This is a genomic window from Salisediminibacterium halotolerans (genome assembly GCF_003814815.1).
In the GTDB taxonomy this organism is placed as follows: domain Bacteria; phylum Bacillota; class Bacilli; order Bacillales; family Salisediminibacteriaceae; genus Salisediminibacterium; species Salisediminibacterium halotolerans.
This window is the reverse complement of the sequence record NZ_RKQQ01000002.1, coordinates 129646-142025: the sequence shown is the minus strand read 5'-3', so window position 1 is coordinate 142025 and position 12380 is coordinate 129646. Positions and strand designations below refer to the sequence as shown.

General features: G+C 43.3%; 10 protein-coding genes. 1 reads left to right on the top strand and 9 read right to left on the bottom strand.

Translation table 11 applies throughout. The features are described 5' to 3' along the window. Positions 1–50 precede the first annotated feature (50 nt). Positions 51–863 (bottom strand): ion transporter, encoded by an 813-nt coding sequence (locus EDD67_RS03555; RefSeq protein WP_093072093.1) that lies wholly within the window; start codon positions 861–863, stop codon positions 51–53. A 719-nt stretch (positions 864–1582) separates the two neighbouring features. Between EDD67_RS03555 and EDD67_RS14210 the strand changes: the two genes are divergently transcribed. Then, complete coding sequence (locus tag EDD67_RS14210; RefSeq protein WP_121439064.1) at positions 1583–2464, top strand: nuclease-related domain-containing protein; 882 nt, start codon at positions 1583–1585, stop codon at positions 2462–2464. A gap of 604 nt (positions 2465–3068) precedes the next feature. Here the strand turns inward: EDD67_RS14210 and EDD67_RS03545 are convergent. The 8 genes from EDD67_RS03545 to EDD67_RS03510 form a co-directional block, all read right to left on the bottom strand. After that, positions 3069–3689, bottom strand: a complete 621-nt coding sequence (locus tag EDD67_RS03545) for a YesL family protein (protein WP_121439065.1) — start codon at positions 3687–3689, stop codon at positions 3069–3071. Positions 3690–3717: 28 nt separating this feature from the next. After that, a complete protein-coding gene (locus EDD67_RS03540) occupies positions 3718–5205 on the bottom strand; it encodes a glycoside hydrolase family 32 protein (protein WP_121439066.1) in 1488 nt (495 codons plus the stop codon). 35 nt (positions 5206–5240) lie between these two features. Next, positions 5241–6095, bottom strand: coding sequence for a carbohydrate ABC transporter permease (locus tag EDD67_RS03535; protein WP_121439067.1), 855 nt, complete (start codon positions 6093–6095; stop codon positions 5241–5243). A gap of 1 nt (position 6096) precedes the next feature. Further along, complete coding sequence (locus EDD67_RS03530; protein ID WP_121439178.1) at positions 6097–6996, bottom strand: carbohydrate ABC transporter permease; 900 nt, start codon at positions 6994–6996, stop codon at positions 6097–6099. Positions 6997–7058: 62 nt separating this feature from the next. Then, entirely contained in the window at positions 7059–8435 is a 1377-nt protein-coding gene (locus tag EDD67_RS03525) for a sugar ABC transporter substrate-binding protein (protein WP_121439068.1), read from the bottom strand. Positions 8436–8516: 81 nt separating this feature from the next. Then, positions 8517–9518: a LacI family DNA-binding transcriptional regulator gene (locus tag EDD67_RS03520; protein ID WP_121439069.1), complete on the bottom strand. Its 1002-nt coding sequence runs from the start codon at positions 9516–9518 to the stop codon at positions 8517–8519. A gap of 474 nt (positions 9519–9992) precedes the next feature. Next, positions 9993–10733, bottom strand: coding sequence for an SDR family NAD(P)-dependent oxidoreductase (locus EDD67_RS03515; RefSeq protein WP_121439070.1), 741 nt, complete (start codon positions 10731–10733; stop codon positions 9993–9995). Between the two features lie 97 nt (positions 10734–10830). Further along, on the bottom strand, positions 10831–12351 hold the full coding sequence (locus tag EDD67_RS03510; protein ID WP_121439179.1) for a cryptochrome/photolyase family protein: 1521 nt from the start codon (positions 12349–12351) through the stop codon (positions 10831–10833). Between the last annotated feature and the right edge of the window lie 29 nt (positions 12352–12380).

Sequence of the window (12380 nt, the reverse complement as noted above, 5' to 3'; positions counted from 1 at the left end):
AAAGCTGCTAAAAAAACGGCGGAGCGCCTAAGCGCTTCGCCGTTCATCTGTTATTCTCGATTGTTCAGCAAGATTGTTTTAATTTCGCGCACATCTTCCCGCAGTTCGGCATTTTCACGGTACAATCGTTCCATTTCAGCTTTATGCTCTTCTTCCGTACTTTGGCCGAGATAATCCAAAATGACCGCAACAACAAGGTTTAATACGACAAATGCTGCGATGACGATAAAGGAAATAAAATATACCCACGCCCAAGGCAGTTCGTTAATGACCGGGCGGGCGACTTGACTCGCCCATGACTCAAAGGTAATGACTTGCATCAGCGTAAACAGCGAAGTGTGAAAACTGCCAAAGTATTCGTACGGCAATACATCGCGGAAAAATGTCGTGCCGATGATCGCATAAATTGAAAAGATCAGCGTTGACAGGCCTAAAATCCCTGTTAATGCAGGAATTGAGCGCATGAGCGAATCAATGATCCGTTTAAGTGCGGGAATCGCCGGGATCAGGCGAATAAGCCGCAGCACCCGGACAAGCCGGAGGACACTGACTAGCGGCGTATTGTAAAAAATCAGACTCAGCGCGACGATGGAAAAATCAAAATGGTTCCACGGATCGCGGAAATAACCGCGGATACCAAAACCGGTCATTTTAATCAACAATTCAATCACAAAAATCCAGACGACGATATTATCAAGTGCTAATAACAGCGGCTGCCCCGGCAGATAAGACTCTGCAACGATCAGCACCCCGTTAAATAAAATCACGGCAATGATCAGCGGCTGGAAATATCGGTTCTCCGCTATCTGCCGCATGTTCTTGCGCAATCTTTCGAAAGCGCGGTTGTTCTCTATCTCATTCATCCTGCTCACCCTTTTATCTCATGCGAAGTTTATGTAACCTCTCACACTATATCATGACTTGTGCTCTTTTTTCACTGCCGCTGTGTGGTAAAATAAAAGAAAGAACGTTCGGAAGGAGGACGAGCGACGATGAACATGACGCAAGATGCTGCCGACTTCCTTATTCCGCTCATGCAAAAACAGCAAAAATCAGCAATCGTGATCGGATATCGCGCGAATAAGCGCTGAGGGACCTCCAATTTCCGGCTGACTCTGGAAGAGTCGCCCTCGTCCCTTGCCGATGAAACCCATTACGGCATCCCGGTCCGGTTCGAAACCGATGCCCGCGAGCACATTGACCGTCTCACGATCGATTATACAGACGGCCGTCTGATCCTTGTAGACAGTGCCGCTGAATACTGTTAAATCAACGTTATTCTGAGGATTTTTATTCACTCGACGATATTTTAGTGTTTGAGTGAACAATTCAAGTTAATTACTATTCACTCGAGATCATTTTTACAGCTGAGTGATTAAAATGTGTCGATTTTAATCACTCAGCTTTGTAAATCGTTATGAGTGAACAAAATATCTTTAAATTTGCGCACTCGGCAAAAATTTTATTCGTGAGTGATCAAGATGGGTTATAATATTAATGTTATCCTTAACACCCTCCCTCTTTCTTCGGCTTTCTTCTCCTAGAATCTCCTTAATCAATTCAATCGACTTTATAAAAGGACGTGGTTATTATCTCTTCTTCTTATCACCGGCCGTATAGTCAAGAACTCGAACTTCTCCGTATTCTTAACCGACGAAGCACACTTACTGAAAAACAAAGAAATAGACTCAAACAACTTGAAATTGGCTTGGCAGGAGAGGTTTTCGTTGATAATAAACTTAAGCCGTATAGTGAGATCTTAACCGTCATCCCAGATATTATTATGCAAATTAATCACACTCACATTCAAATTGACACACTAATACTTTCGCCTACCTCTATTTATCTGTTCGAAATTAAAAATTATTTCGGAAATTATGAAATTACTGAAGATGGATACTGGCTTAGCCCAAAGCATAACTATATTTTAAATCCATTAATTCAACTGGAACGTACACAATCTTTAGTAAGACAACTGCTTGCTGAAGCTCATGTATCAGTCGAACTTCTGCAAGGATATGTTCTCTTTCCTGATCCTTCATTCACACTCTACGGGGCAAAGCAAACCATGCCCATTATTTTCTCCTCTCAATTAGATTCATTTTTTAAACAAATCTCCTCAAAACTTCACAATCAATTTTCACAACAAAAAGTGATCGAACGCATAGATTATTATCGGCTCGTAAGTTCTCCGTTCACCAAACTCCCTGATATAAACACTATGATGATTCGACCGGGGGTACTTTGCTTTTTCTGCTTCTCACCAATGACTAAATCAAGTCAACGGACATTCAAGTGCACTGATTGTCAAAAAATTGAGAGCGCCCAAAACGCCCTTAAGCGAACTTATGATGAATACACCCGTATATATCAAGACCACAGCACCTCTTTACAATCATTTCATCAATATACGGATAAACAATTTTCTTACAGTACTATTCACCGATTCCTACGAAACTGCTAATAATTTTCCCTTCGTTTAACACCTCATTTATGGTATTTCCACCTAAAATTTTTCAAATTTCTTAAGCATTTCAAATTTCTGACGATAATATAATAAACACTATTACGGAATTAATTACTGTTTTGTTCAAGCTAAGAGGCTATCACAACTCAGAAATTTTTAACATTAACGATGTAACCAGGAGGCGCACTTAACGAATTTAATAGTAGAGCCTCTGGCGGCATCGTGAAATTGACCGTCGATGAAGACGTGTGGGAAGTACAATTTTCTTTGGGCAGGCAAGAAGCATCGTTTGCACCGAGAATAATTTCCCACCTTTTCCCTGTTACAGATTTTGAACGTCTAAAAAAGCAAGTCTCTGTTTGGGAGCAAATGAGGTGATTGCTGTCGCAGAGATTGCCAAAAACATCTCCAGTGACAAAGACAAAGAGAATTATATTCAATTTTTTGAGCTATTGTCGATTCTTGAATCAAATTAAAAAGCCGGTCTATTTGAGACCGGCTTCAAAGTGTTGAAAAACTCGAAATGATTCGGGAACCCGAAAGGACTTTCGCGGGTATCCCGGGATCGTTTTTTCAGAATTCAATGCCTTGATTATTTTTATTATGCTGCTGCTTTTCGAGAATCCGCAAAATAATTATGCCCACCGATTTCATAAACATAAACAAATGCCGCTATAATAAGATTAACTGAATAAAACGGGATTACTCCAGGCATCCAGCGAATAATCATATAAGTGATTACGATAGACACCATCACCGGAATCATTCGCGCCGGATAGAGCAGCAAAATCTGTCCTGCTTCTCTCATTACTTGCCATCCTTTTCGTCCATTCATTAACGACTGCGTTACCCCCGGAGTTAATAAAATAAGTAAAATCATCATCAGGAGTAAAGAAAATGAGAAGAAATAATAGGCAAAACCCGAAAACGAAGCAACGATCATCAGATTCAAGATCCCCAGCAAAAAAGCACCGAATATCATCATAAAGAATAAATTAGCTTGGATGAATACACTTTTGTATTTCATAAAGAAAAAACGAAATATCGGCGGGCGTGCGCCCGACATCCATTCTTTTACTAGCGAAGAGGCAGCCACGGTGGCTGGAAACAGTCCAAAGATACCCAGGCCGGCAAGTGAAAACAACCCCCATATGACATTAAGCAAGGCTAATCGCATGAGCCAATCACAAACAACGTAAATCCCGTTTTGAGTCCCGCTCAACGTCGCTTCCTCCTTCTAGATCAAATACTCAGCTGTCCCGCCAAACAGATTTTAACGGCTGGATTTCAGATGAATCAACTTGCAACAGATCTCCCTTTTTGCACGTTACACTTAATGAAAAATGTTCAATGTCAGGAGAAGGAAAGAACAAATTTGCTGCAGCTGCGTCGCCGTCATTGATAAACAATTCAATCGAAGAGGTATCGACAACGATTTTTAACGTCAGTACATCCGCGGTTTTTTTCACCGGGATATCAAATACACCCGGGAAGTCTTCTGAGAAACTGTGCACCCCGCATTGCGACCGATCAAAGCGCAGCTTATATTCCGATTGATCATAAATGAGCCGGACAGCCTTTCCGTTAAATTCAAACAGCGCCGCCTCAAAAGATTCACATTGTTTCACATTCATTTGTAAAAGCCATTCAAATGGCCCGTCAGGCTGCTCCTCCTTGCGTGTTTCACTGTTCATCAATGCGAAAGAAGTGCTGATTTTTTCTCCGGTTTTTAAAGCTTCATACTCTTTGACAGGGATTTGACAAATAACATAGTCATTCTTATCTGTTTTCTGCAGTGAAACTTCTCTCGGAAGACTCATCGCGCTTCGCCAAGGTGAGGTCGGCACTTCGTTGGCATAAAGCCAGTTGCTCATCCACGCCAGCCAAACCGTCCGGCGATTTCTGTCTATATTTGAAAAAGATTGCGCAGCATAAAAATCTTTCCCGTAATCTGCCCAGCGAACGTCTTTATGATCAGAAATGAACTGTTTGCCGTCAAAATTCCCGATAAAATATTGACCGCCAGAACCTCCTGCAGACGCGCCCTCATCGACATCCACTTGCAATATCCATTTCGTCTCATCAGAATTTTTCACCGGCATCTCAAGCAAGTCTGGACATTCCCAAACACCTTCATGAGCACCATGGCCTTTACCAAAAGCACTTAAATACGTCCAGACAAGTAAATTTTTTGATTCATAAAAAAGGACCTCTTGTCCCGCTGCCAGTACCATCAGCCATTTTTCTTCCGGTTCATACCACATAACCTTCGGATCCCGAAAATCCTCGATACCGGGATTTTCGATCACCGGGTTTTGGTCATATTTTTGCCATGTGCGCCCGGCATCCAAGCTGTAAGCAATACTTTGCTGCTGAACATTATCATCGGCATGGGTAAATACAGCGACAAGCCCTCCCTCATCTTCAAACAGCCCTGACGTATTGTTTTCATCGACAACACAGCTGCCTGAAAAAATCATCCCGATTTCATCAGGAAATAATGCAATCGGTAAATGTTCCCAATGCAAAAGATCTTTGCTGACGGCATGCCCCCAATGCATTGGTCCCCAGCGTTTGCTGAACGGATGGTATTGGTAAAATAAATGATATTCTCCTTGAAAGTAAACGAGACCATTCGGATCATTCATCCACATTTCTTCCGGTGTGAAGTGCAGTTGCGGACGATACATTTCTTGATACGTACTTTTTGCATTGAGTGTCTCAAAATCATTTTTCACATTTATTCCCCTCCTGGTTAAGTCTCAGCGCGTTTCTAATTTTTAGATCCTGTATGTGTTAACCCTTGAACGTAATAACGCTGCAAGAATCCAAAAACAAATAGCATCGGAATTGTCGCAACAGTCAATGCCGCCATCATAGGTCCCCATTCAACAGGTTCCTGGTTCATAAAATATTGCAGTCCAATTTGTATCGTTCGAATGCTTTCATCGGATGCGACAACCAGCGGCCATAGAAAATCATTCCAATGATTAATAAACAGTACAATCGCTACCGTTGCAAAGACCGGTTTGGATAGCGGCACAATTATTCTGAAAAACGTGCCGATCTGCGAACATCCGTCAATCCGCGCCGCTTCTTCCAATTCTTTTGGAAAATCAAGAAAAAACTGTCGAAATAGAAAGATTGCAAAAGCATTTGCAATAAACGGGATGATTAAACCTGAAAAAGTGTTGACCCATCCTAAATTAAAGACGAGCAAATACAACGGTAAAAATATACTTTCCGGCGGGATAATCAACGTCGCAATAATAATCCCGAGCCAAATTCCCATAAACGGGATGCGGAATCTTGCCAAGGCATAGCCGGCCAAGGAATTGACGAAAAGTCCGGTAACAATGATTCCGCCGGTGTAAATCAAGCTGTTGATGATATAACGAAACAAATCCGCTCGTTCAAAAGCAACAATATAGTTTTCTAAGTATCCGCCCTCAGCTTCTCCAGGCATCGGGGGAAGAAACGCTTGAATCGATGTCATATCGCGAAATATTTGTAAATCGTCTTTAAATGATGAAACAACCATCCACACTAAAGGAAAGAGAAAGATCACCGCCAGCACAAGAAGAGAGATATACAGCACGATTCGCTGAAAAGTCTTTTTCTTTTTCATATTAGGATCCCCTCTCTTCGGATGCGACTTTGCGTTGAATAATCGCTACGATTAAAACAATCAGTGTAAAAACAACAGCCATCGACGAGGCATAACCGACGTCCCGATAATTAAATCCGGTTTCATAAATTTCATACACAAGAGATTGCGTCGATCCGAGCGGTCCTCCTTGCGTCATGATCATTGGCTGTACCAGCAATTTGAACGCAGCGATTGTAATCGTGATGAAGATAAAAAGCGATACATTTTTCAATCCCGGCAATGTGACATGCAGGAATTTTTGCCACATCGAAGCACCGTCGATCTCTGCCGCTTCATATAAATGCTCCGGTATATTTTGCAGTCCGGCAAGAAAAATCAGCATCTGAAATCCGGCCCCTTGCCATATCGACATAACAATAATGGAGTTCATCGCCTGATCAGGACTCGTTAAAAACGGCTGCTCGGGAATGCCGACGGCACCGAGAATTTCGTTAAACAACCCTTCACTCGGGTTGTATAAAAACGTCCATAAAATCGAGACAACTACCAAAGACATCACGACTGGAGAGAAAAAAGCTGTTCGGAAAAACGTTCTTCCTTTGATATTTTTATTAACTAAGATCGCCAACCCTAATGCTACGCTCATTTGCACTGGGACAATAATCACAGCAAAATAGACAGTGTTGCCAAAAGCATTGAGAAATTGTGCATCAGAAAAAATACGAATAAAATTTTCAAACCCGACAAATGATCGATCATCAGGTGAAAGAATGTAAAAATCCGTCAAACTGTAGTAAAACATCGTTCCGATTGGATACAGCAAAAAAATACTGAGGAGAACCAATGCTGGCGCCAAAAATAAGTATCCGGTAAATGCTTCTTGGGATTTGTGGGATTTTAACAGTTTTTTTTGCTTCATGATCTCTTCACACCCCATTTGAAAAATTTAGAGAGGAAGTTTCCTTCCCCTCTAAAAATTTTCTAGTCTGCAAATCGTTCCAATTCTCTTTCCACTCGTTCCACTTCCTGATCGGCAATCTCTTGCATATCCACATCTTGAGCGGCTGCGCTGTAAATTTCGGAAAAAGCATCAGTCAAGACCGGGTAAGCTGGCGTTGCCGGACGTGCTTGGGCGGTTTCTGTTACTTGTTCGCGAATCACACTCCAAGGTTCATCGTCATATTTTTCCATGCTGTCAAAGACGGACTCTCGCGAAGGCGGCATTCCTGTAACTTCTGACAGACCTTCAGCCGATTCTTCATTTGTCATCCAAGCCAAAAGTTCATAAGCTTCATCCGGATTTTCTGAATCAGCCGTCATTCCGTAAGCCATACTTCCGGACGGAGAAACGGCCCGCTCTTTTTCAGGGTATGGAATAATTCCCCAATCCATGTCAGCATCTTCCGCCATGAGCCCCATCCATGGACCCGTCAAAGCCATCGCCGCTTCGCCTTCTTGGAACTGCGTTTCAGGCGGAGACTGGCTGACAACTTCTTCATCAAAGAGTGTTGAAACAAACTCAAATGCTTCTACCGACTCCGGTCCATTCAAATATCCGTCTGCTGTTGAACCATCTTCTGCAATTAACGCGCCATTGTTTGACCAGATAAATGGAGCACCTGTGAATGTCATAAATTCACCGACATCATCAAAGAATAAATTCAGTCCGTATCGTTCTTCGGTTGTCAGCTCTTTTGCGACATCGAGGAATTCGTCCCAGTCCCAAGCATCATCGATTGATGTCGGAGCTTCAATCCCTTCTTCTTCAAAAATTTCTTTATTGTAAAACAACCCTGCCGATCCTTCCATCGCACCCAATGTATACAATGACCCGTCATACGTACCTTGCTGAATAATCGAATCAACAAAATCATCTTGATCCTCATCAGAAATGTACTCATCAATCGACTGAATAACATCGGCATCAGCAAAACTCGCGGTATAAGGACCGTCAATCGCCAAAACATCCGGCAGCTCACCGGCAACGAGGGACGCATTTACGCTGTCGCTGTAAGCACTTGCCCCGTCATCAATAATGACTTCTGTGGTGACATGAATGTCATCTTCCGCTTCATTAAAAGCATCGATACGATCCACGTAAAACGCCGTCTCATCTTCATTTGTTTGATGAATCCAAATTTCCAGTTCAACTGATTCGTCTCCCGTTGCTTCTACATCCGTTTCAACCTCGCCTGTCTCGACTTCGTCATCATTGCTTTCATTGCTCTCATTACTTTCATTCGCGTTATTACCGGCAACTTCTCCAGCATTTTCTAAATTCTCTTCATCGCCGCCGTTACAAGCAGCCAAAGCGCCGGACAAAAACAGAACAGAACTTAGCATAAAGTACTTTTTCATAAATGATTCCCCCTGTTATAAAATAATAAATCGTTTACGTAATCGTTTACTTAAAAGGTATTTTTTTATTCGTTCACTCTTTCAATGAGAAGAACGAATAATTAAATCGGTTGGCAACAACGTAATATCAAACGGTGATTGATCACCTTCCATGCGTTCAAACAATCGTTCGACACTTTTTCTTCCCAATTCAAAAGCCGGTTGAGATACTGTTGACAGCGGCGGCTGGGTTATTTCCATCCATTCATAATTGTCGTAAGCGATAATCGCCATATCTTCAGGTATTTTTATGCCCGCGTTCTGCAATGCAGCCATTGCGCCGATCGCCATGACGTTATTCCCGACAAATATCGCGGTAATTCCTTCTTGAATCAATTGTTCCGTTAAACGGTAGCCCTCTTCAAAGCTTGGCGAACTGATTTTCGCCATCCCTTCAACATTTTCCTCTGCGTAATCACTGACAGCTTGATGAAAGCTTTCATACCGATCATCACTTGTCGTAATTCCTAAAGTTCCGCCAATCATGCCAATCCGTCGATGCCCGTTTTTAATAAATGCTGTAACGGCTTCATAGGTCCCCCCTTTGTTATCAACTAGAATCACATCCGCAATGTTTTCATCCAGCATCCGGTCAATAAAAACAACCGGGTAATAATCATTAAAAAGACGTTTATAATGATCTGCTTTTGAAAGAACCGGAGCGATAATCAGCCCATCGATCAATTGCGTGTTAAAATCTTGAATTTGTTGTTTTTCCGTTTTCACATCTTCATTTGAGTTGCTTAAGATCAGCTTATAGCCGCGCTTTTTTAATCCATCTTCAATCCCGTTAGCCACTGACATAAAAAAGTAATTTGTAATGTCTGTAGCCACAAAGGGAACAATCAAGCCGATCGTGTTCGTTTTTCGGCTCCTTAAACTTCTGGCAGCTGAATTAGGCTGATAATTTAATTCTCTCATTGCTTGATAAACTTTCTCTTGGGTACTTTCTGCAACAAACCTAGTTTGATTTATTACGTGAGATACCGTTGCTGTAGAAACGTTAGCTAATTTTGCAACATCTTTTATACTGTTTCGGTCCATTGTGTCTCACCCTTAAGTAAACGATTACGTAAACGATTAATTACATCGTACAAGAACATTTATCGTCTGTCAATAAAGCGTTTACATATTTATTTTAAAAATTCCCTTTTTTTTTGAATATCTTAATCCTTGCCCTCTGACAAAGTATACACCATATCGGATCTTTCAGTACAAATTTGAGAATAGAATTTCAGGCGATATATTAATTAAAACGGTTGGCGGAGCCGTTTGTATCAATCCCAATCTCATCCGAACCCATGCCGAATACCGGCTCCTTTTCCCCGCACACCCTTGTTCAACACTCGACCTTTACCACTTCGCCGGCAATTCCATCTCCTACGATACAATCCGCAGATTTCTCCAAACCATTAACGAAACATAACCCCGCTTCTAAAAACCACGTCCCAATTCACTGCATCAAAAAAGACCGGGCAAAAAACGCCCGGCCTGCTAATGATTTTGAGATATCTTTTTTTACTGTGAACCCCAGCCGCCGTCAACAATCATTGCCTGTCCTGTGATAAAATCAGATTCATCCGAACATAAAAATAACACCATGCTCGCAATTTCATCCGGACGTCCCAAACGGTTAGCAGGAGTAGCATCGGTAAATTGTTTCGTCACTTCCGGCGGATTGTTCGCCAAAATCGGCGTCTCAATAATCCCCGGCGAAACTGCGTTCACCTGAATGTTTCTCCCGGCATACTGCATAGCGACTTGGCGGCTCATCGATACGACACCGCCTTTAGAGGCCGAATAACTCGGCAGTCCGGTCAGGCCGACATGCGCGGCCAGTGAAGCGATATTAACAATTTTGCCGGAGCCGTTTTCGACGAAATGCGGTAAGACTGTCTTCATGCCAAAGAACACGCCTTTTAAATTTACATTCATCATCTTATCAAAATCTTTTTCTTCTAAATCAATAATATCAACGGCTTCGGAAATGCCCGCAACGTTTGCGAGTGCATGAATACCGCCAAACTCTTTAACAGCAAGATCGACAGCTTTTTTCCAGCTGTCCAGTTTCGAGACATCCAATTCGACACCGATCGCTTTTCCGCCCGCATCTCTTACTTCTTTTGCTGTTTCCTCAAAACCTTTAATATCCGCACACACAACCGCTGCCCCTTCTTTGCCAAACGTATGAGCAATCACTCTTCCAATCCCCGAGCCCGCCCCGGTAATCAAAGCTGTTTTGCCTGACAGACGATTCATAAAAAAATCCCTCCTGATAGCAAAATTTTGATACCTTACACATTTATTGTAATCGTTTCCATGAAAATAATCAATTTAACTTGCGTCATAAATTGCTTTACAATTCACCTTCCGCTAAGCGCTCAAAAATCCGCGCTGCCGACGTCCGCTGGGACTCCGCTGTTTCCTCTGTGCGGTTATCCAAATGCTTATACATCACCTTCATGCGTGGATGCGCGCGGAACTTATCACCGTGGCGTTCTAAAAAGTCCCAATACAGCGCATGGAACGGGCAGGCGTTGTCGCCGGTTTTCTCTTTGATGTTATAAACACACGACTGACAGTAATCGCTCATCTTATTAATGTAATTCCCGCTTGAAACATACGGTTTCGTCGACATTTGCCCGCCGTCGGCATAGAGAGCCATCCCGAGCACATTCGGCAGCACGACCCAATCATAAGCATCGATATACATTTCATTAAACCAATCCGACACTTGCTTCGGCTCAATCCCGGCGAGCGTTGCAAAATTACCGAGCACCATCAACCGCTGAATATGGTGACTGTACCCATGGTTTACGACCGCGCTGACCGATTCATGCAGACAGTTCATCTTCGTGTCTGCTGTCCAAAAAAATTCCGGCAAATCACGGTGATGTTCAAGCGCATTGACCTCTTGATAGGCAGGCATCCGCCGAATATATACGCCGCGGATAAACTCGCGCCAGCCCAGCACTTGGCGGATAAATCCTTCCACAGCGTTCAATGGCGCAAGCCCCTCTTCATACGCCCGCTCCACCCGCCGAATCACCGCGAGCGGATCGAGCAATTTCATATTGATCGATGTCGAAATCATGCTGTGCGACATAAACGGATCCCCCGCAACCATCGCATCTTGATAATCGCCAAACGTCAGCAAGCGCTGCTCGACAAAATGCTCAAAGAAACGTTCTGCTTCTTCGGCTGTCACCGGGCTGGAAAACTCGGCAGTCTCTCCGTAATTTTCCGGAAAATGCGCTTCCACCTCTTCAATCACCTCACGCGTGATTTCATCCGGTGCGATCCACTCCGGCTCAGGGAAACTGATGCCCTCTTTCGGCGGCTTACGATTTTCCGCATCCAAACTCCATTTCCCGCCGAAAGGCTTGCCCTCCTCAGTAATCAGCACGTTAAACCGTCTGCGCATCAACCGGTAAAACGAGTCCATCTGCCACTTTTTTTCGTCCGGCAATAACTCCGGCCACTCCGCGCGATCAACCAAAAAGCCGTACTCCTCTGCCATTCGCACGTCCAATTCCTGATTTTCATCAGCCCACTGCTCAATCTTCCGCCGCATCCGGTCATCCCCCGGCAACTGAAGCCGAAGCTCATCGACATGATACTCACGGATATGCGCTGCAAGCTCCTCGTCAAACCTCTCCCCCTGGCGATAATCCACGGTAATACCCTCATTTCGAAGTTCATCGCGAAAATGGCGCATGACCGAATACACAAGCACAAGCTTTTGTTTATGATAATTTTGCCACGATGAGCGGCTTCTCGCTTCAATCATCACAACCCGATCTTCACCCGGGTCAAAATTTTTAAGCCATGGCTGCTGCCAAGAACATTGATCGCCTAATAACCAAATCGTTGCCATCTGCACCACATCCTTCTCCTCCTCTATAA

Coding starts and splice junctions, on each gene's coding strand:
- EDD67_RS03515 (WP_121439070.1), bottom strand. CDS start 10,733: ATGAATCGTCTGTCAGGCAAAACAGCTTTGATTACCGGGGCGGGCTCG.
- EDD67_RS03510 (WP_121439179.1), bottom strand. CDS start 12,351: ATGGCAACGATTTGGTTATTAGGCGATCAATGTTCTTGGCAGCAGCCA.
- EDD67_RS03535 (WP_121439067.1), bottom strand. CDS start 6,095: ATGAAAAAGAAAAAGACTTTTCAGCGAATCGTGCTGTATATCTCTCTT.
- EDD67_RS03525 (WP_121439068.1), bottom strand. CDS start 8,435: ATGAAAAAGTACTTTATGCTAAGTTCTGTTCTGTTTTTGTCCGGCGCT.
- EDD67_RS03520 (WP_121439069.1), bottom strand. CDS start 9,518: ATGGACCGAAACAGTATAAAAGATGTTGCAAAATTAGCTAACGTTTCT.
- EDD67_RS03530 (WP_121439178.1), bottom strand. CDS start 6,996: ATGAAGCAAAAAAAACTGTTAAAATCCCACAAATCCCAAGAAGCATTT.
- EDD67_RS03555 (WP_093072093.1), bottom strand. CDS start 863: ATGAATGAGATAGAGAACAACCGCGCTTTCGAAAGATTGCGCAAGAAC.